16 protein-coding genes are annotated in these 17,946 nt (G+C 65.3%); 9 read left to right on the top strand and 7 right to left on the bottom strand.

What is annotated here, in order from left to right; all coding sequences use genetic code 11:
- Positions 1-117 precede the first annotated feature (117 nt).
- Both ACTORR_RS03965 and ACTORR_RS03960 read right to left on the bottom strand, forming a co-directional pair.
- Complete coding sequence (locus ACTORR_RS03965) at positions 118-1,401, bottom strand: sensor histidine kinase (protein WP_054885101.1); 1,284 nt, start codon at positions 1,399-1,401, stop codon at positions 118-120.
- Positions 1,398-2,138 carry a response regulator gene (locus ACTORR_RS03960; RefSeq protein ID WP_054885100.1) on the bottom strand — a complete coding sequence of 247 codons (741 nt, stop codon included), beginning with the start codon at positions 2,136-2,138 and terminating at the stop codon, positions 1,398-1,400. The genes ACTORR_RS03965 and ACTORR_RS03960 overlap by 4 nt, the downstream gene beginning before the upstream one ends.
- A gap of 221 nt (positions 2,139-2,359) precedes the next feature.
- On the opposite strand from ACTORR_RS03960, the gene ACTORR_RS03955 reads away from it, so the two are divergent.
- Entirely contained in the window at positions 2,360-2,635 is a 276-nt protein-coding gene (locus ACTORR_RS03955) for a DUF2790 domain-containing protein (protein ID WP_054885099.1), read from the top strand.
- Positions 2,625-3,164, top strand: coding sequence for a thioredoxin family protein (locus ACTORR_RS03950; RefSeq protein WP_313365692.1), 540 nt, complete (start codon positions 2,625-2,627; stop codon positions 3,162-3,164). The genes ACTORR_RS03955 and ACTORR_RS03950 overlap by 11 nt, the downstream gene beginning before the upstream one ends.
- A 26-nt stretch (positions 3,165-3,190) precedes the next feature.
- Here the strand turns inward: ACTORR_RS03950 and ACTORR_RS03945 are convergent, their stop codons facing one another.
- Both ACTORR_RS03945 and aroQ read right to left on the bottom strand, forming a co-directional pair.
- Positions 3,191-4,039, bottom strand: coding sequence for a shikimate dehydrogenase (locus ACTORR_RS03945; RefSeq protein WP_054885097.1), 849 nt, complete (start codon positions 4,037-4,039; stop codon positions 3,191-3,193).
- Positions 4,036-4,485 (bottom strand): type II 3-dehydroquinate dehydratase, encoded by a 450-nt coding sequence (gene aroQ, locus ACTORR_RS03940; RefSeq protein ID WP_313365693.1) that lies wholly within the window; start codon positions 4,483-4,485, stop codon positions 4,036-4,038. Before aroQ ends, ACTORR_RS03945 begins: the two co-directional genes overlap by 4 nt.
- Before the next feature lie 216 nt (positions 4,486-4,701).
- On the opposite strand from aroQ, the gene ACTORR_RS03935 reads away from it, so the two are divergent.
- Genes ACTORR_RS03935 through ACTORR_RS03925 form a run of 3 tightly spaced genes read left to right on the top strand, consistent with a single transcriptional unit; the run spans position 4,702 to position 10,313 of the window.
- The gene (locus ACTORR_RS03935; RefSeq protein ID WP_313365694.1) at positions 4,702-5,955 is read left to right on the top strand and encodes a TolC family protein; all 1,254 of its coding nucleotides are present in this window, start codon (positions 4,702-4,704) and stop codon (positions 5,953-5,955) included.
- Positions 5,948-7,159 carry an efflux RND transporter periplasmic adaptor subunit gene (locus ACTORR_RS03930; RefSeq protein WP_313365695.1) on the top strand — a complete coding sequence of 404 codons (1,212 nt, stop codon included), beginning with the start codon at positions 5,948-5,950 and terminating at the stop codon, positions 7,157-7,159. Before ACTORR_RS03935 ends, ACTORR_RS03930 begins: the two co-directional genes overlap by 8 nt.
- 16 nt (positions 7,160-7,175) lie before the next feature.
- The gene (locus ACTORR_RS03925) at positions 7,176-10,313 is read left to right on the top strand and encodes an efflux RND transporter permease subunit (protein ID WP_441343551.1); all 3,138 of its coding nucleotides are present in this window, start codon (positions 7,176-7,178) and stop codon (positions 10,311-10,313) included.
- A 118-nt stretch (positions 10,314-10,431) separates the two neighbouring features.
- Here ACTORR_RS03925 and ACTORR_RS03920 read toward each other — a convergent pair whose 3' ends face one another.
- A complete protein-coding gene (locus ACTORR_RS03920) occupies positions 10,432-11,766 on the bottom strand; it encodes an MFS transporter (protein WP_313365155.1) in 1,335 nt (444 codons plus the stop codon).
- 156 nt (positions 11,767-11,922) lie between these two features.
- Complete coding sequence (locus tag ACTORR_RS03915) at positions 11,923-12,612, bottom strand: FadR/GntR family transcriptional regulator (RefSeq protein ID WP_054885091.1); 690 nt, start codon at positions 12,610-12,612, stop codon at positions 11,923-11,925.
- A gap of 277 nt (positions 12,613-12,889) precedes the next feature.
- On the opposite strand from ACTORR_RS03915, the gene ACTORR_RS03910 reads away from it, so the two are divergent.
- From ACTORR_RS03910 to ACTORR_RS03895, 4 genes are read left to right on the top strand one after another with little or no spacing between them, the layout of a single operon-like run.
- A complete protein-coding gene (locus ACTORR_RS03910) occupies positions 12,890-13,675 on the top strand; it encodes a transporter substrate-binding domain-containing protein (RefSeq protein ID WP_176508961.1) in 786 nt (261 codons plus the stop codon).
- A 22-nt stretch (positions 13,676-13,697) separates the two neighbouring features.
- On the top strand, positions 13,698-14,363 hold the full coding sequence (locus tag ACTORR_RS03905) for an amino acid ABC transporter permease (RefSeq protein WP_054886392.1): 666 nt from the start codon (positions 13,698-13,700) through the stop codon (positions 14,361-14,363).
- Positions 14,360-15,010: an amino acid ABC transporter permease gene (locus ACTORR_RS03900; RefSeq protein WP_082433639.1), complete on the top strand. Its 651-nt coding sequence runs from the start codon at positions 14,360-14,362 to the stop codon at positions 15,008-15,010. The genes ACTORR_RS03905 and ACTORR_RS03900 overlap by 4 nt, the downstream gene beginning before the upstream one ends.
- On the top strand, positions 14,997-15,731 hold the full coding sequence (locus tag ACTORR_RS03895; RefSeq protein ID WP_054886390.1) for an amino acid ABC transporter ATP-binding protein: 735 nt from the start codon (positions 14,997-14,999) through the stop codon (positions 15,729-15,731). The genes ACTORR_RS03900 and ACTORR_RS03895 overlap by 14 nt, the downstream gene beginning before the upstream one ends.
- A gap of 44 nt (positions 15,732-15,775) precedes the next feature.
- Here ACTORR_RS03895 and ACTORR_RS03890 read toward each other — a convergent pair whose 3' ends face one another.
- Complete coding sequence (locus ACTORR_RS03890; RefSeq protein ID WP_054886389.1) at positions 15,776-17,926, bottom strand: TonB-dependent receptor; 2,151 nt, start codon at positions 17,924-17,926, stop codon at positions 15,776-15,778.
- Positions 17,927-17,946 lie beyond the last annotated feature (20 nt).

Here is a 17,946-nt window from a genome sequence, read left to right as displayed (position 1 = left end):
GTGACCGGGAGTGTGTTGGGAATGAGTATCTGCAGTGTGTCGGTGAAAGCGGCTTTGTGTATCGGACTGTAGTTACCGGAGCTGTATGACGGCCCGCGCGGGCCGCCGCGTTTGTCGTTACAGCTCGATCTGGGCGCATAGCCCGCCGCTTTTTCGGTTGCTCAAGGTCAGCCTGCCGCCCATGGCCTGGGTCAGTTGCTGGGCGATGGCAAGCCCCAGGCCGGTACCGCCCGTGCTGCGGTTGCGCGAGCTTTCTACCCGGTAGAATGGCTTGAGCACTTCGTCCAGCTCTTCGGCGGGGATCCCGGGGCCTTCATCGAGCACCCGGATCAGCGTCTTGCCCCGCTCGCGGCTGACCTCAAGCTGTGCCTTGCCGGCAAATTTCAAGGCGTTGTCCACCAGATTCACCAGCACGCGGCGCAAAGCATGCGGGCGGGTTTCCAGCAGGCTGCCGGTACTACCGTTGCGCTCCACCTGGGCGCCGCTGTCCTGGTAGTCGAACACCACGCTGTCGAGAAAGGCGTCAAGGTTGATCCGGCAGGGCGCCTCGGTGTTGATGTCCATGCTGCGTGCGTAGGCCACGCCTTCGCGGACCAAGTGCTCCATGGCGTCCAGGTCGTGCCAGAGCTTGTCCTTCTCGACGCCATCGTCCATCACCTCGACCCGCAGTTTCATGCGCGTGATCGGTGTTTGCAGGTCGTGGGAAATGGCAGCAAGCAGTTGCATGCGCTCTTTGAGGTAGGCGGCGATGCGCGCCTGCAGGGCATTGAACGCCACGGCGGCGTACTGGACCTCGCGTGGGCCGCTTTCATCCAGCAGCACGCCAGGCTTGTCCGGGTCGAGGGTGTCCACTGCCTGGACCAGGCGGGTAAGAGGCCCGATGGCCAGGCGCACGGCGAGCCAGGTACAGAACAGCAGCACCGCCAGCTGGATCAGCAGTACCAGCGGCAACCAGCGCGCTACCGGGACGGGTGCCGGCGTGACATCGATGGTCAGTGGCGCCCCATCGGCCAGGCGCAGGTGGGCCTGGAAGTGGGCATTGGGGCCGGGAATATCCTGGAAAGTCAGCGGATACTGGGCACCGATGGCCTTGACGATCGATTCGGCAGCCATGGGAGGATCGGTGCTTGGCATCGCTGAACCCTGCAAGCCTTCGTCCAGCCGGTACCGATAGGTGCGTCGCTCCAGCCTCGGCAGCCAGGCTGCACGCTCGGCAGCAGGCAGGCGGTCGAGGATGGCCACCGAGGTGACCACATCCTGCTCGAGGTTGCTGAGCATCATCGAGCGGCTGCTGATGTAGCGCTCGTACGCCTGCAGGCTGAACGACAAGCCATAGGCCAGCACCAGCCCGGTGAAGAAGATCAGTGCCAGGCGTGAGGCGAGGGTGCGCGGCCATTTCATGCCGGTGACTCGAGCAGTTGCACTGCCAGCGAGAACACATAGCCCTCACTGCGCACGGTCTTGATGCAGCTCGGCTCTCGGGCATCGTCGCCCAGGCGCTGACGCAGGCGGCTGACCAGCAGGTCGATGGAGCGGTCGAAGATGTCCGCCTCGCGGCCTTGGGTCAGGTTCAGCAACTGCTCGCGGCTGAGCACCCGTTGCGGATGGTCGAGGAACACCCGCAACAGGCGGTATTCGGCGCCGCTCAGCGCCACCAGTGTGCCTTCGCTGTCGAGCAGGTGGCGTGCGGTGGTGTCCAGGCGCCACTGGCCGAAGGCGAGCAGGCGGCTGCTTTCACTGATGGTCAGGTTCGGTGGCAGCATGCGGGTGCGGCGCAGCACGGCATTGATGCGCGCCAGCAGTTCGCGGGCGGAGAACGGCTTGGTCAGGTAGTCGTCGGCGCCCATTTCCAGGCCGATGATGCGGTCGGTCTCGTCGTTGCGTGCGGTCAACATCAGAACCGGCGTGTTGCGGTGCTTGCCGGCACGCAGTTCGCGGCACAGCAGCAGGCCGTCGTCGCCAGGCATCATGATGTCGAGGACGATCAGGTCGACGCTGTTGGCCTCGAGGAACGCGCGCATCTGCCGGCCGTCGGCGACGATGCTGGTGCGCAAACCACTCTTTTTCAGGTAATTGCCGACCAGCTCGCGGATCTCACGGTCGTCGTCGACGATCAGGATGTGATCGACATGTTCCATTTGCAGCGTTCCTTTTCAAAAGGGGGTGTGGGCGCAGTGTACCGAGCGCGTAGGGACTTGCCTGTGCGGGTTTGTATTGCAGTGTATCTGGGCTGGGTGGAGATACAGCAGGAAGCAGATCACAGGCCGGGGCGACACATGCGAGATACCTGGCGGGCGTGAAATGGCTCTCACCGGGGAACAGTGATCCCCATTCCTGAAATGTTGCAAGGAGAGATGCCATGAACTTCAAGACCATCGCCAGCGCCAGTGTGTTCGCCGTGCTCAGCTTCGCTGCCGTTGCCGCCAATGCCAGTTCCACGTCCATGAATGACGCCAGCGTCATGCAGTACCGCTACGGCGATCACCTGGATGTAAAGAAGGTGCTGTCGCTGAAAGACGACCAGCGCAATGCCTGCGGCCCGGTCAAGACGCGCATGGACTACCTCGACTCCCAAGGCCAGTATCAGAGCGTCGAGTACCGCAGCTACGCCACGAGCGGTTGCCATGACAACTGATCGCCGACGGCTGCTGAACGTGGCGAGCGTGGCCTTGGCGCTGGTTGGCCTGGGCCTCGCTGGAGGGCAATTGATGGCTCGCGACAGTTTCGGCAGCATGCCGTCGCTGGCCGGTGCCAGCCAGTGGCTCAACTCGCCACCCTTGGACGCCCAGGAGCTCAAGGGCAAGGTGGTGCTGGTGGACTTCTGGACCTGGGACTGCATCAATTGCCAGCGCAGCCTGCCGCACGTCAACGACTGGGCACGGCGCTATGCCGACCAGGGCCTGGTGGTGGTGGGCGTGCATACGCCGGAGTACGACTACGAGCATGATGTCAGCCAGTTGCGAAGCAAGGTGGCCAGCCTGGGTATCGCGTATCCGGTGGCGGTGGATAACGACTATCAGGTGTGGAATGCCTGGGGTAACCAGTTCTGGCCAGCGCATTACTTTGTCGACCGGCATGGGCAGGTGCGGCATGTGCACTTTGGTGAAGGTGATTATGCTGGGCAGGAGAATGTGATAAAGGCGTTGCTGGATGAGAAAGGGTAGGCTTGTGCCGGCCTCTTCGCGGTCTGTCAGGAGAAGCTGGCGAAATGCGCCTGCATCCGCTCGGCATCTGCCTGTTTGCCACTGAACAGCTCGAACGCCTTGACCGCCTGGAACACCGCCATGTTGCTGCCATCGAGCGTGCGGCAACCCAGCGCGCGAGCGGCTTTCAGCAGTTCGGTCTCCAACGGGAAATAGATGATTTCAGCCACCCACAGACGCGGGTGCAACAGCGCCACCGGGAGTGGCGTGCCTGGCAACTTGGCCATGCCCACTGGCGTGGTATTGACCAGGCCATCGGCTTCGGCCACTTCGACCGCTAGGTCCGTGCCAAGTACCGCGCGACCCGTGCCGAAATGGCCATTGAGGTTGTCCACCAAAGCCTGGGCGCGCGTTGCGTCCACTTCGAACAGCACCAGTTGCTCGACCCCTTCGCTCAGCAGCGCATGGGCCACCGCCGAACCGGCGCCACCGGCGCCCATCTGTACCACGCGCCGGCGCGAAACATCCGGCAAACCGCGCCGCAAACCTTCGGCGAAGCCCAGGCAGTCGGTGTTGTGGCCGACCCGCTTGCCGTCCTTGAGCACAACGGTGTTCACCGCACCAATGCCACGTGCCTCGTCCGACAGCTCATCGAGCAGCGGCAGGATGGCCTGCTTGAACGGATAGGTGATGTTGAGGCCGGTAAAGCCGGTGTGCTGGGCCGCATCGAGCAGCTGTGCCAGGGCGCTGTCTTCCAGCTGGAGCTGGTCGGCGTCGATCAGGCGATAGAGATAACGCAGGTGCTGGGCGTCGCCTTCGTGTTCGTGCAGGGCAGGGGTGCGCGAAAGCTGGATGCCACGGCCGATCAGGCCGGCGAGGATGGCGGGCTGGCTCATGCGCGCGGCTCCTGGAACAGCTCGGCAAAGTGGCTCAAGGCCATGCGGTAGCCATGGCTGCCCAGGCCGCAGATGACCCCCACGGCAATCGACGAGACGAACGACAGGTGGCGGAACGGCTCGCGCTTGTGCACGTTGGACAGGTGTACCTCGATGACCGGGAGTTCGCTGGCCACCAGGGCATCGCGAATCGCTACCGATGTGTGGGTCCAGGCGCCGGGGTTGATCACGATACCGGCACAGCGGCCGCGGGCGGCGTGGATCCAGTCGATCAGTTCGCCTTCATGGTTGGTCTGGCGAAATTCGATTTCCAGGCCGTGGGCGTGGGCAGTGTCGGCGCAACCCTGGGCCAGGTCGGCCAGGGTTTCATGGCCATACTGGGCGGGTTCGCGGGTTCCCAGCATGTTCAGGTTGGGGCCATTGAGCACGAGGATAAGTGGCTTCATGACGGGCATCGCTTTGTTGTTGTTGAATGCCGCTATGTTTGTACCGGGTGGTTAATTCCGTCAATCCGCTCAGGTGTCGCAGGGGGGCAAAGTGGGCGATTATCGAACTTGTCCGGCAGCGTGCCGGATTACGTAATTGTAATGCTGACGCCACCGCCTCGATAACCAGCCTTCTTTACAGTCCATCGCCAACGCTTGTCGACGAGGACTCTCGAAGTGCCCACCCCCCGCAAGATCGCCTTGCTCGGCCTGTTGCTGGCGGCCACCGCCAGCGCCCAGGCCGGGCCAGGCATGAGCCTGCCCGAGGCGTTGAGCGCCGCCTTTGCCAACAACCCTGAACTGGCCGCAGCCGGTCGCGAAGTCGGCATTGCCGAGGGCGAGCGGCGCCAGGCCGGGTTGATCCCCAACCCTGAACTGGCCTGGGAAATGGAAGACACCCGCCGCGATACCAGCACCAGCACCGTCACGCTCAGCCAGCCACTGGAACTGGGCGGCAAGCGCGGTGCGCGCATTGCGGTGGCCGGCGCCGGCCAGGCCATTGCCCAGCTTGACCTCGAAAGGCAGCGCAATAGCCTGCGCGCCGATGTGGTCCAGGCGTATCACGCCGCCTTGCGTGCGCAGACCGGCGTGGAACTGGCGCAGCAGTCGCAAGCGCTGACCGAGCGTGGCCTGCGGGTAGTCCAGGGCCGGGTCACGGCCGGCCAGTCGTCACCGGTGGAGGTCACCCGTGCCCAGGTTCAACTGGCCCAGGCCCGGGCCGACGTAAGACGCGCCGAAACCCAGCGCACCGTGGCCTACCAGGCCCTGGCGCGGTTGACCGGCAGCTCGCTGGCGACCTTCGACACCTTGGCGACGGCCAGTCTGTCGCCTGGCGCCGCACCTTCGGCCGAGGCCTTGCTCGGCCAGCTCGAACGGACCGCCGAATGGCGCCTGGCAGCTGCCCAGGTCGAGCGCGGCGAAGCGTCGCTGGGGTCGGCAAAGGCCCTGCGCGTGCCCAACCTCACCGTCAGTGTCGGCAGCCAGTACAGCCGTGAGGACCGTGAGCGGGTCAATGTGGTCGGGCTGTCGATGCCCTTGCCGTTGTTCGACCGTAACCAGGGCAACGTGCTCGCCGCGGCACGCCGCGCCGACCAGGCCCGTGACCTGCGCAACGCGGTCGAACTGCGCCTGCGCAGCGAAACCCGCAGCGCCGTTGACCAGTGGCGCACGGCGATGCAGGAGGTGCAGGCCTACGACCAGACCATCCTGCCGTCGGCGCAGCAGGCCGTGGACACCGCTACCCGTGGCTTCGAAATGGGCAAATTCGCTTTCCTCGACGTGCTCGACGCCCAGCGCACCTTGATCGACGCGCGCGGGCTGTACCTCGAGGCCTTGGCCACGGCAACCGATGCACGGGCACAGGTCGAACGGATCTACGGCGATCTGGACGGTTTGAGCAACATTTCGAGCAGCAGGAGCAACAATGACTAACCCCCGCAAATTCGCCCTCCTGGCCGCTGCCATTGCCATTCTCGGCATGGGTGGCTTGGCCTGGACCGGCCACCTTGGCCAGGCCAGCAAAGGCCAGACCAGTCCAGCAGAGCCCCGCCACGACGACCATGGCGAAGACAGCCACGGTCACGCTGATGAAGCGGTTGAAGCGCATCAGGAAAAGGAAGGCGCACTGCACCTGTCGACTGCCCAGATCGAGTCGGCCGGCATCCAGTTGACCACCGCCGGCCCACGCGAACTGGGTACCGCCATCAGCTTCCCCGGCGAGATCCGTTTCGATGAAGACCGCACGGCCCATTTGGTACCACGGGTGCCGGGCGTGGTCGAAGCGGTGCAGGCCGAGCTCGGCCAGTCGGTCAGGCGCGGCCAGGTGCTGGCGGTCATCGCCAGCCAGCAGATCTCCGACTTGCGCAGCGAGCAGCAGGCCGCACAGCGGCGCCTCGAACTGGCGCGCCTGACTTTCCAGCGCGAGCAGCAGCTGTGGCAGGAGCGCATCAGTGCCGAGCAGGATTACCTGCAGGCGCGCCAGGCCTTGCAAGAAGCCGAAATCGCCCTGGCCAATGCCCGGCATAAAGTGGCCGCCGTCGGCCCGGCCGGTGCCGGTAACCGCTACGAGTTGCGTGCCCCGTTCGATGCGGTGGTGGTGGAGAAGCACCTGACCGTAGGCGAAGTGGTCGACGAGACCAGCAACGCCTTCACACTGTCCGACCTCAGCCGCGTGTGGGCGACCTTCGCTGTCGCACCCCGCGAACTGGCGAGGGTCACCACTGGGCGCAGCGTGACCGTCAGCGCGCCGGACCTCGGCGCCGAAACCGAAGGCACGGTCAACTACGTCGGCAGCCTGCTCGGCGAGCAGAACCGCGCCGCCACCGTGCGCGTCACCCTGGCCAACCCCAGCGGTGCCTGGCGCCCGGGGTTGTTGGTCAATATCGGGGTCAGTGTCGAACGCTTCAAGGCGGCCGTCGTCGTGCCCGAAAGCGCATTGCAGAGCTGGGAGCAGCAGACCGTGGTGTTCGCCCGCACCGACGAAGGTTTCGAGGCCCGCCCGGTGAACACCGGCCGCCGCGACGCCGGCCAGGTAGAGATCACCTCGGGCCTGGCCGCCGGGACCCAGGTGGCTGCTGCCGGCAGCTTCGTCCTCAAGTCCGAGCTCGGCAAAGCCTCTGCCGAGCACAGCCATTGACTGCGGGGATGCTTGCATGTTCGAACGCCTGATCCAATTCGCCATCGAGCAGCGCCTGGTAGTGATGCTCGCCGTGGTGCTGATGGCTGCCGTGGGAATCCACAGCTACCAGAAACTGCCGATCGATGCGGTGCCGGATATCACCAACGTACAGGTGCAGGTCAACACTGCCGCGCCGGGCTATTCGCCGCTGGAGACCGAGCAGCGCATCACCTTCGCCATCGAGACCGCCATGGCAGGCCTGCCGGGCCTGAAACAGACCCGCTCGCTGTCGCGCTCGGGGTTGTCGCAGGTAACGGTGATCTTTGACGATGGCACCGATCTGTTCTTCGCCCGGCAACTGGTCAACGAGCGCCTGCAGGTCGCTCGCGAGCAGTTGCCCGAAGGCATCGAGGCCGGCATGGGGCCGATCTCCACGGGGCTGGGGGAAATCTTCCTGTGGACGGTGGAGGCCGAGCAGGGCGCACTCAAGGACGACGGTACGCCTTACACGGCGACTGACCTGCGGGTGATCCAGGACTGGATCATCAAGCCGCAGCTGCGCAACGTGCCCGGCGTCGCCGAGGTCAACAGCATCGGCGGCCACGCCAGGCAGTACCTGATCGCCCCCGACCCGAAGCGCCTGGCAGCCTACACGCTCACCCTCAACGACCTGATCGCGGCGCTGGAGCGTAACAACGCCAACGTGGGCGCCGGCTACATCGAGCGCAACGGTGAGCAGCTGCTGATTCGTGCGCCGGGGCAGGTGGCCTCGGCCGAAGACATCGCCAACATCGTCATTTCCACTGTCGATGGCACGCCCATCCGCGTCAGCCATGTTGCCCAGGTTGGCTTGGGCAAAGAGCTGCGCGCTGGCGCGGCTACCGAAAACGGCCGCGAGGTGGTGCTGGGCACGGTGTTCATGCTGATCGGCGAGAACAGCCGCACTGTGTCCCAGGCGGTGGCGGCCAAACTCGCCGAGATCAATCGCAACCTGCCCAAGGGTGTGGTCGCGGTCACGGTCTATGACCGCACCCACCTGGTCGAAAAGGCCATCGCCACGGTGAAGAAGAACCTGGTCGAAGGCGCGATCCTGGTGATTGCCGTGCTGTTCCTGTTCCTGGGCAACATCCGCGCTGCGCTGATCACTGCCATGGTCATCCCGCTGTCGATGCTGTTCACCTTCACCGGCATGTTCAGCAACAAGGTCAGTGCCAACCTGATGAGCCTTGGCGCCCTGGACTTCGGCATCATCGTCGATGGCGCGGTGGTGATCGTCGAAAACGCCATCCGCCGCCTGGCCCATGCGCAGCAGCGCCATGGCCGCATGCTGACCCGTGCCGAACGCTTCCACGAGGTGTTCGCCGCCGCCCGTGAGGCGCGCCGGCCGCTGATCTACGGGCAGTTGATCATCATGGTGGTGTACCTGCCGATCTTTGCCTTGACCGGGGTCGAGGGCAAGATGTTCCACCCGATGGCCTTCACCGTGGTGATGGCACTGCTGGGTGCCATGATCCTTTCGGTGACCTTCGTGCCAGCCGCTATCGCGCTGTTCGTCACCGGCAAGGTCAAGGAGGAAGAGGGCGTGCTCATGCGCACCGCCCGCCTGCGCTACGCACCGGTGCTCAACTGGGTGCTGGGCCGGCGCAAGCTGGCGTTCACCACAGCCGCCGGGCTGGTGCTGCTGTCCGGGGTCATGGCCAGCCGCCTGGGCAGCGAGTTCATCCCCAGCCTCAGCGAAGGTGATTTTGCCTTGCAGGCGCTGCGTGTTCCAGGCACCAGCCTGTCGCAGTCGGTGGACATGCAGCAGCGCCTGGAGCAGGCCATCATCGCCCAGGTGCCGGAAGTGCAGCGGGTGTTTGCCCGCACTGGCACCGCCGAGATCGCCTCCGACCCGATGCCGCCGAACATCTCCGATGCCTACGTGATGCTGCGCCCGCGCGAGCAGTGGGCGGACCCCGGCAAGCCCCGCACGGAACTGATTGCCGAGGTGCAGCGCGCTGCCGCCAGCGTGCCGGGCAGCAACTACGAGCTGTCGCAGCCGATCCAGTTGCGCTTCAACGAGCTGATCTCCGGCGTGCGCAGCGATGTGGCGGTGAAGGTGTTCGGGGATGACATGGAAGTGCTCAACCGTACCGCCGCGCAGATCGCCAGCAGCCTGCAACAGGTACCCGGCGCCGCGGAGGTGAAGGTCGAGCAGACCACCGGCCTGCCGGTGCTGACCATTGATATCGATCGCGACAAGGCTGCGCGCCATGGCCTGAATGTGGGCGACGTGCAGGACGCCATCGCCATCGCCGTCGGCGGGCGCACGGCGGGCACGGTGTACCAAGGCGATCGCCGCTTCGACATGGTGGTACGCCTGCCCGAAACCCTGCGGACCGATGTCGATGGCCTGGGCAGCCTGCTGATTCCGGTCCCCGCCAGCGCGGCGGCCGGCGCGGCACGGATCGGCTTCATCCCGCTTTCGCAGGTGGCCACGTTGAACCTGCAGTTGGGGCCGAATCAGGTCAGCCGCGAGGATGGCAAGCGCGTGGTGGTGGTCAGCGCCAACGTGCGCGGGCGCGACCTGGGTTCGTTTGTCGAGCAGGCCGAGCAGACGTTGCTTGCGCAGGTACAGATCCCGCCGGGTTACTGGACCCGCTGGGGCGGCCAGTTCGAGCAGCTGCAGTCGGCCGCCGAGCGCTTGCGCGTGGTGGTGCCGGTAGCGCTGTTGCTGGTGATGGCTTTGCTGCTGATGATGTTCAACAACCTCAAGGACGGCCTGCTGGTGTTCACCGGGATTCCGTTTGCCTTGACCGGCGGGGTGCTGGCGCTGTGGCTTCGCGAGATTCCGCTGTCGATTTCCGCCGGGGTCGGTTTCATTGCCTTGTCGGGTGTGGCGGTGCTCAATGGCCTGGTGATGATCGCCTTCATTCGCAACCTGCGCGAGCAAGGGCGTGGCGTGCGTGCGGCGGTCGAGGAGGGGGCGTTGACGCGCTTGCGGCCGGTGCTGATGACCGCGCTGGTGGCGTCGTTGGGGTTCATCCCGATGGCCTTGGCGACCGGGACTGGGGCCGAGGTGCAGCGGCCGCTGGCGACGGTGGTGATTGGCGGGATTCTGTCGTCGACCGCGCTGACCTTGCTGGTGTTGCCGGCCTTGTATCAATGGGCATACAGGCGCGAAGAGGATTGAGATCGCCGGGGCCGCTCTGCGGCCCTTTCGCGACACAAGGCCGCTCCCACAAGGATCGCGCAGTCCCTGTGGGAGCGGCCTTGTGTCGCGAAAGGGCTGCAAAGCAGCCCCAAGGGCCTCAGCTCGAAGCGCGGACTGCAGGGCTCACATCAACCCCAGCTTCATCATGCAACGATATCCTCGATGTCTCCGGCAACGCCAACCCGCCCACCAAGGCCACCAGCGCAATCACCACCAGGTAGAACGCCGGCGCCAGGCTGCTGCCGGTCTGCCCGATCAACCAGGTCGCCACCAGCGGTGCAGTCCCACCAAACAGCGTATACGCCACGTTGTAGGTAATCGCCGAAGCGGTATAGCGGGTCCGCGTAGGGAAACTCTCCGACAGCAATGCCGCCGTCACCACGCCACTGCACAGCGCCCCCACCGCCAGCAGGATCACCCCCAGCAGCGCCCCCGACATCGACCCGGAGCTGGCCAGCCAGTAAGCGGGGAACACGCAGACCATCACCCACAGGCAGGTGAAGCCAATGGTCTTGCGCCGCCCGACCCGGTCCGAGAAGGCCCCGGCCAGCGGGCAACCGACGGCAGCGAACAGCAGCGCCACGGTGGTCACCAGCAGCGACTGGGCGCGGGTCAGGTTGCCGACCAGTTGCAGGTAGGTGGCGAAGTAGGTGGTGAACATGTAGAACGACAGCGCCGTCAGCGAAATGAACATGCCCAGGTTGCGGATCGCGCGGCCGTGGTTGCGCAGGGTCTCCTTGAGCGGCGAATGTTCATGTTCCTTGCCTTGGGCGATAGCCTCACGAAACGCCGGGGTTTCCTCCATGCGCCAGCGCAGGTACAAGCCCACCAGCCCCAGCGGCGCGGCCACCAGGAACGGGATGCGCCAGCCCCAGGCGGCCATGGTTTCGGCCGACAGGCTGGCTTCCAGACCATAGGCTATGACCGCCGCGCAGGCAAAGGCCGAGAAGGTCGACACAGGCACGAAGCTGCCGTAGAACGCACGCCTGTTGCGTGGCGCATGTTCCATCAGGTAGGCGCAGGCGCCGGCATATTCGCCGCCGGCCGAGAAGCCTTGCAGGCAGCGCGCCAGGGTCAGCAGTGCCGGCGCGGCAAGGCCGATGCTGGCATAGGTCGGCAGCAGGCCGATCAAGGTGGTGGAGCCGGCCATCAGCAGGATGGTCAGCGACAGAATACGCTTGCGCCCCAGGCGGTCGCCCAGTGCACCGAACACGATACCGCCGAGCGGGCGCAAGGCGAAGGCCACGGCGAAAACGGCAAAGGTCTTGAGCAGGGCGACGCTGGCATCTTCGCTGGCGAAGAACTGCCCGGCAATCAGCGTGGCGAGGAAGCCATAGACGGCGAAGTCGAACCACTCGACGAAGTTGCCGATGGCCGAAGCGGCGATGACCCTGCGCAGGGCGGCGGGGGATACCTCATGCGATGCAGACATACGGAAGCTCTCCGGTTTCCATAGGCAGCCTGGATGAATGTGGCGCGCTCAGGCGCGCCATCGTTGTTATCAAGGGCCAGTAGACCGGGTCAGCTGGGGCGGGCGCATCGTTCAGGGCGACATCGGGATGCCTGTTACGACCGCAACGGGCCGACGCTACACCGTAAACACCACGCCGGTGCGCGAGGCCGCGTTGCGGATGTGCTCCTGCATCGCCTTCTGCGCGGCCGCCTGCGAGCGGCGGCTCAGGGCGCGGAGAATCTTGCGGTGCTCCTGCCAGGTTTCCAGGGCGCGTTCCGGGCGAATGAAGGGCAGCTTCTGGCTCTCGAGGAAAATCTCCTGGCTCGCCGTGATCACCTGCAGCATCGCCTGGTTGCCGCAGGCTTGCAGCAACCGCTGGTGGAACGCGAAGTCCAGCCGGGCCGCGGCTTCGAAGCGGCCCGCGCGCAACTCCTGGTGCATCGCCTCGACATTTTCCTCCAGGCGATCGATGTCATCTGCGGTCAGGGCCAGTGCCGCCTGCCCGGCGGCGAAGCCTTCCAGGGCGTAACGCAACTGGAAGGTGTCACTGGCGGACACCTGCTCGGCATAAGGCCAGGCAAACGTCGAGGCTGCAGGCACCGGCGCTTGCACGAACACACCCTTGCCCGGTTGCACGCTGACCAGGCCCAGGGCACTGAGCGACGACAGCGCTTCACGCAGCGATGCCCGGCTCACCCCCAGCTGCTCGGCAAGGTCACGTTGCGAGGGCAAGGCATCGCCGGGTTGATAGGTGCCTTCGTCGATCAGCTTGCGAATGCCTTGCAGGGCCTGTTCGGGGACGGCGCGGGGGAGGGTATCGAGCATGCTGTTCAGACCGGTCGGAGGGCGATGACTTTGGCTTTTTACGGCGATTGCCTTGCGCTGGCAAGTGCTGCTCCGCCCTGGCGCAGCGTAGTGCCCGGCTGCACGAAAGCGGGGCGTGCCCTCGGCGACGCGGGCGGCCGACGGGCAACTGTTCAGACCAGTAAGACCGTTCAGTGCGCGCTTTCCACCGCTTCGTGATGTGCCCGGGCGCACTCTGGCATGGCCCGTGCACTGCCCTGGCGGCAGTCCACTTCCTGAATGCTTGCGAGGCCATCCGATGAAGATATTCCGCCCCCTGTTCCTGGCCACTCTGTTCTGCGGCGGCGCCCTGGCATTGCCAGGCGCGCAGGCCGATGCGCTGGCCGACATCAGCGCCCGTGGCGTGCTCAAAGTGGCGGTGCCGCAAGACTTCCCGCCTTTCGGTTCGGTCGGCCCCGACCTCAAGCCTCGAGGCCTGGACATCGACACCGCCCAGCTGCTGGCCGACAAGCTTGGCGTAAAGCTGGCGCTGACGCCGGTCAATAGCACCAACCGCATTCCGTTTCTCACCACCGGCAAGGTCGACCTGGTGATCTCCAGCCTGGGCAAGAACCCCGAGCGTGCCGCCGTCATCGATTTCTCCCGCCCCTACGCACCGTTCTACCTGGCCGTGTTCGGCCCGGCCGACGTGGCCATCGCCGGGATCGACGCGATCGCCGGCAAAACCATCAGCGTCACCCGCGGCTCGATCGAAGACATGGAACTCAGCGCCGTGGCGCCCAAGGGCGCGGTGATCAAGCGCTTCGAGGACAACAACTCGACCATCGCCGCGTACCTCTCCGGGCAGGTCGAGCTGATCGCCAGTGGCAGCGTGGTGATGGCGGCGATCGCCGAGAAAAACCCGGCCAAGGTGCCGGTGGTCAAGGTCAAGCTCAAGGATTCGCCGGTCTACGTGGGGATGGCCAAGAACGAGCCAGCGCTGATGGACAAGGTCAACGCCACGCTGGAGGCCGCCAAGGCGGACGGCAGCCTGAACCGCAACGCGGAAAAATGGTTGAAACAGCCGCTGCCGGCTGACCTCTGAGCGGCGCCTGGAGCCTGTCACCATGGCCTATGAATTCGATTTCGCTCCTGTGTTGGCCCAGGCCGACCTGCTGCTCAAGGGCGCCTGGTTCACCCTGCAGCTGACGGCGGTCGGCACCTTGCTGGGCGTGGCCATCGGCGTGCTGGGTGCAGGTGTGCGCGCCTGGCACGTGCGGCCGTTCGACACGCTGTTCGGCCTCTATGTGGAGCTGATCCGCAACACGCCCTTCATCGTCCAGCTGTTCTTCATCTTCTTCGGCCTGCCCGCGCTGGGCATTCGCCTGAGCGAATGGCAGGCGGCGGTGCTGGCCATGGTGGTCAACCTGGGCGCCTATTCCACGGAGATCATCCGTGCAGGTATCCAGGCCATCCCCAAGGGGCAGCTGGAAGCCGCCGCGGCCTTGGCCATGAACCGCTTCGAGGCGTTCCGCCATGTGGTGCTGCGGCCAGCGCTGGCCAAGGTCTGGCCGGCACTGTCCAGCCAGATCGTGATCGTCATGCTCGGCTCGGCGGTGTGTTCGCAGATCGCCACCGAAGAGCTGTCGTTCGCTGCCAACTTCATCCAGTCGCGCAACTTCCGCGCGTTCGAAACGTACTTGCTGACCACCGCGTTGTACCTGCTCATGGCCATTCTCCTGCGCCAGTCGCTGGCCTGGCTGGGGCAGCGCCTGCTGATGGGGAGACGCTGATGGACTTCACCTTCTGGGACATCCTGCGCAACCTGCTGGTCGGCCTGCAGTGGACCTTGCTGCTGTCGTTGGTGGCCTTCGTCTGCGGTGGCCTGGCCGGGCTGTTGGTGCTGGTCGGGCGGCTCTCCGAGCAGCCGCTGTGGCGCGGCCTGGCGCGGGGCTATATCGAGCTGTTCCAGGGCACGCCGCTGTTGATGCAGCTGTTCATGGTGTTCTTCGGCATTGCCCTGTTCGGCCTCGATGTGTCGGCCTGGATGGCTGCGGCCATTGCCTTGACCCTGTTCACCAGCGCCTTTCTCGCTGAAATCTGGCGCGGTTGCGTCGAAGCCATCCCGCGTGGCCAGTGGGAGGCCTCCGGCAGCCTGGCGCTGAGCCGCCTGGAGCAACTGCGCCACGTCATCCTGCCCCAGGCCCTGCGCATTGCCATTGCCCCGACGGTGGGCTTCTCGGTGCAGGTGGTCAAGGGCACGGCGGTGACCTCGATCATCGGCTTCACCGAACTGACCAAGACCGGCGGCATGCTGGCCAACGCCACCTTCGAGCCGTTCATGGTCTACGGCCTGGTCGCGCTCGGTTACTTCGTTCTCTGCTATCCGCTCTCGCTGAGCGCCCGTTACCTGGAAAGGAGGCTGCATGCCCCTGCTTAGAGTGTCTGCATTGCACAAGTACTATGGCGACAACCACGTGCTCAAGGGCGTCGACCTGAGCATTGAGGAGGGCGAGGTGGTGGCCATCATCGGCCGCAGCGGCTCGGGCAAGAGCACCTTGCTGCGCACCCTCAATGGCCTGGAGTCGATCAGCGATGGCGTCATCGAAGTCGACGGCGAATACCTCGACGCCAGCCGCGCCGACCTGCGCGCCTTGCGCCAGAAGGTGGGCATGGTGTTCCAGCAGTTCAACCTGTTTCCGCACCTGAGCGTCGGCGAGAATGTGATGCTTGCGCCGCAGGTGGTGAAGAAGGCCAGCCGCAGCGAAGCACGCCAACTGGCCGAACAGATGCTGGCACGGGTGGGCCTGGCGGAGAAGTTCGATGCCTTCCCCGACCGGCTTTCTGGCGGCCAGCAGCAGCGCGTGGCCATTGCCAGGGCCCTGGCAATGTCACCCAAGGTGCTGCTGTGCGACGAGATCACCTCGGCGCTCGACCCTGAACTGGTCAACGAGGTGCTGGGCGTGGTGCGTCAACTGGCCAGCGAGGGCATGACCCTGATCATGGTCACTCACGAAATGCGTTTCGCCCGGGAAGTGGGCGACAAGCTGGTGTTCATGCACCACGGCAAGGTGCATGAGGTGGGCAACCCTCGCGAGGTGTTCGCTGCACCGCAGACGGCCGAACTGGCCAACTTCATTGGCGCGGTGGCGTCGGCTTAGCAGCAGGGGCGATGCAGCCCCGCTGCCTTGGCGCACAGCCAGTGTCAGAAGCGTACGTCCACCGCTACCTCGAAGGTCCGCGGCGCCCCCATGTAGTACTGCAGTCCATAGGCCTGCTTGGCATACACCTCATCGGTCAGGTTGCGCACCCGCCCGGTAATGGTGGTGTGTTCATCCAGCCGGTAGCGGGCAAAGCTGCCGAACAAGGTATAGGCCGGCGCCTTGAGGGTGTTGGCGTTGTCGGCGTACACCGAGCCGACATAGCGGGCATCCACCCCCGCCGACCAGGCCGAGGTGAAGCTGTAGGTCAGCCACAGGTTGGCGACATTGGCCGGGACGTTGACCGGGGCATTGCCCTTGCGCGACACCGATACGCCGTTGACCGCTTCGTTGAACGCGTCGTACTGCGCGTCGACATAGGCGTAGTTGCCCTCGGCCAGCAGCTTCGGCGTGACCTGCAGCCGCCCGGACAACTCGACTCCGCGTGAGGTCTGCTGCCCGGCCTGGACCGTCAGGTTGGGGTTGCTCGAATCGCGCACGGCAAAGTCCTTGCGCACGATCTGGTACAAGGCCACGGTCGCCGCGCCTCGCCCTTCGAGGAAGTCAAACTTGCTGCCCACTTCCCATTGCTCGCCCTTGGACAGGTCGAAGGTGCCGACGTTGGCGTAGGTGGCTGCCGCCAGCGAACCGGCCGGCAGGTCGGCGGCGGTGCTGTACTGGGCGTAGAAGCTGGCCGACGGGGTCAGTTCGTAGGTCAGGCCGATGCGACCGGACAGCGGTTCCCAGCGCCGCTCGAAGAACGCCGGCGAGGTCGGTGTCACCGCACCGTAGTTGGTCACCTCCATGTCCAGGTAGTCGTAACGCAGGGCCGTGAGCAAGGCCAGGCGCTCGGTCAGTTGCAGGCGGTTTTCGGCAAACACGGCGCGGTTGCTGGTGACATGCCGGCGCTGCTTGGTCAAGCCGGCGTTGACCCCGGGGATGTCATGGAAACTGCCGGGGTCGAAGTGGTCCGGGTCGACCACATCGGTCCAGCTCCCGGACCTCGGATACACGGTCTGGCGCATGTGTGAGTAATCCAGCCCCAGTGACCACTGGCTGGCCAGGCCGAACAGCGAGTTGTCGTGGCGCAATTCGATGCGCTCGCCCAGCACGCTTTGTTCATGGCGCTGCAGGTAAGGGCTGGCACGCTGCACATTGCCGTCGCGGGTGTAGCTGTAGCGCTCGACGTTGCGGTAATCGCGCTGGGCGCTGTAGTGGTACAGGGTGTTGTGCACGCTGGTGCTGTCGTTGACCTGGTAATCGAGCATCGAGCGCAGCCAGCGCACCCGCTGCTCGTAGCGGCCGTCGGCGACGTTGTAGTTCTCGAAGCGGCGGCTGTTGTCGATCTTCATGGTGCTGCGCCCCGGCAGGATCGGCGCGCCCCAGTACGGGCTGTCTTCGCGGTCCTCCTGGTATTCCAGCGCCAGGGTGTGGGTGAGGTCGGGCGTCAGGTCGCTGAGCAGGGAAAACGCCAGGCTGTCGGTCTTGCGCTGGTTACGGTCGATGTAGCCATTGCTGCCGGTGTGGCTGAAGTCCAGGCGCATGAAATGGCGGGCATCGGCCGGGTTGCTGGCCAGTGCCTGGTTGATGCCGAAAGCCACTTCCGAGTCGTCGTAACTGCCATGGCGCACGCGGCCATCGATGATCTGTTGGTCACGGCTGGCGGTCTTGGTGATGTAGTTGATCGAGCCGCCGACTGCGCCTGCGCCATGCAGGAACGACGACGGGCCGCCGAGCAGCTCGACGCGGTCCAGCACCCAGGCGTCCACTGGCCGGGTGGCGCTGCTGTAGCCGAGGTTGATGCCGTTGAACAGCTGGGTCACCTGGTTCTGGGTGAAGCCGCGGTAGCTGACGAAGCCGCCATAGCCGGGGTTGGCCGACGCGTTCACGCCGGTCATGGCGTTGATCACATCCTGGCTGTCCTTGGCGCCGCGTTCTTCGATGACGCGGCGGTCCGATACGCTGACCGACGCGGGGGTTTCCCGTGCGGTGAGGCCCAGCCGCGAGCCGGTGCTGATGGGCACGTCCAGTTGCACGCCGGAGGGTGCATCGCGCTCACCGTCGATGGTGGTGGCGTTGAGTTCGACGGCGGCATCGTCCGCCCAGGCAAAGGTGCAGGTGCCCATGAGGAGCACCAGAGAGGTATTGCGGAGCATGTTGTTATGTCTTCCACGCA

Source organism: Pseudomonas sp. SAR267 (assembly GCF_052077595.1).
Taxonomy (GTDB): domain Bacteria; phylum Pseudomonadota; class Gammaproteobacteria; order Pseudomonadales; family Pseudomonadaceae; genus Aquipseudomonas; species Aquipseudomonas vlassakiae.
Note: the sequence above shows the minus strand (reverse complement) of the source record. Positions and strands in the feature narration are given on the sequence as shown.

Excerpts from the sequence above, each read along its gene's own strand:
- ACTORR_RS03965 (WP_054885101.1), bottom strand. The coding sequence starts at position 1,401 with ATGAAATGGCCGCGCACCCTCGCCTCACGCCTGGCACTGATCTTCTTC.
- ACTORR_RS03960 (WP_054885100.1), bottom strand. The coding sequence starts at position 2,138 with ATGGAACATGTCGATCACATCCTGATCGTCGACGACGACCGTGAGATC.
- ACTORR_RS03955 (WP_054885099.1), top strand. The coding sequence starts at position 2,360 with ATGAACTTCAAGACCATCGCCAGCGCCAGTGTGTTCGCCGTGCTCAGC.
- ACTORR_RS03950 (WP_313365692.1), top strand. The coding sequence starts at position 2,625 with ATGACAACTGATCGCCGACGGCTGCTGAACGTGGCGAGCGTGGCCTTG.
- ACTORR_RS03945 (WP_054885097.1), bottom strand. The coding sequence starts at position 4,039 with ATGAGCCAGCCCGCCATCCTCGCCGGCCTGATCGGCCGTGGCATCCAG.
- aroQ (WP_313365693.1), bottom strand. The coding sequence starts at position 4,485 with ATGAAGCCACTTATCCTCGTGCTCAATGGCCCCAACCTGAACATGCTG.
- ACTORR_RS03930 (WP_313365695.1), top strand. The coding sequence starts at position 5,948 with ATGACTAACCCCCGCAAATTCGCCCTCCTGGCCGCTGCCATTGCCATT.
- ACTORR_RS03925 (WP_441343551.1), top strand. The coding sequence starts at position 7,176 with ATGTTCGAACGCCTGATCCAATTCGCCATCGAGCAGCGCCTGGTAGTG.
- ACTORR_RS03920 (WP_313365155.1), bottom strand. The coding sequence starts at position 11,766 with ATGTCTGCATCGCATGAGGTATCCCCCGCCGCCCTGCGCAGGGTCATC.
- ACTORR_RS03915 (WP_054885091.1), bottom strand. The coding sequence starts at position 12,612 with ATGCTCGATACCCTCCCCCGCGCCGTCCCCGAACAGGCCCTGCAAGGC.
- ACTORR_RS03910 (WP_176508961.1), top strand. The coding sequence starts at position 12,890 with ATGAAGATATTCCGCCCCCTGTTCCTGGCCACTCTGTTCTGCGGCGGC.
- ACTORR_RS03905 (WP_054886392.1), top strand. The coding sequence starts at position 13,698 with ATGGCCTATGAATTCGATTTCGCTCCTGTGTTGGCCCAGGCCGACCTG.
- ACTORR_RS03895 (WP_054886390.1), top strand. The coding sequence starts at position 14,997 with ATGCCCCTGCTTAGAGTGTCTGCATTGCACAAGTACTATGGCGACAAC.
- ACTORR_RS03890 (WP_054886389.1), bottom strand. The coding sequence starts at position 17,926 with ATGCTCCGCAATACCTCTCTGGTGCTCCTCATGGGCACCTGCACCTTT.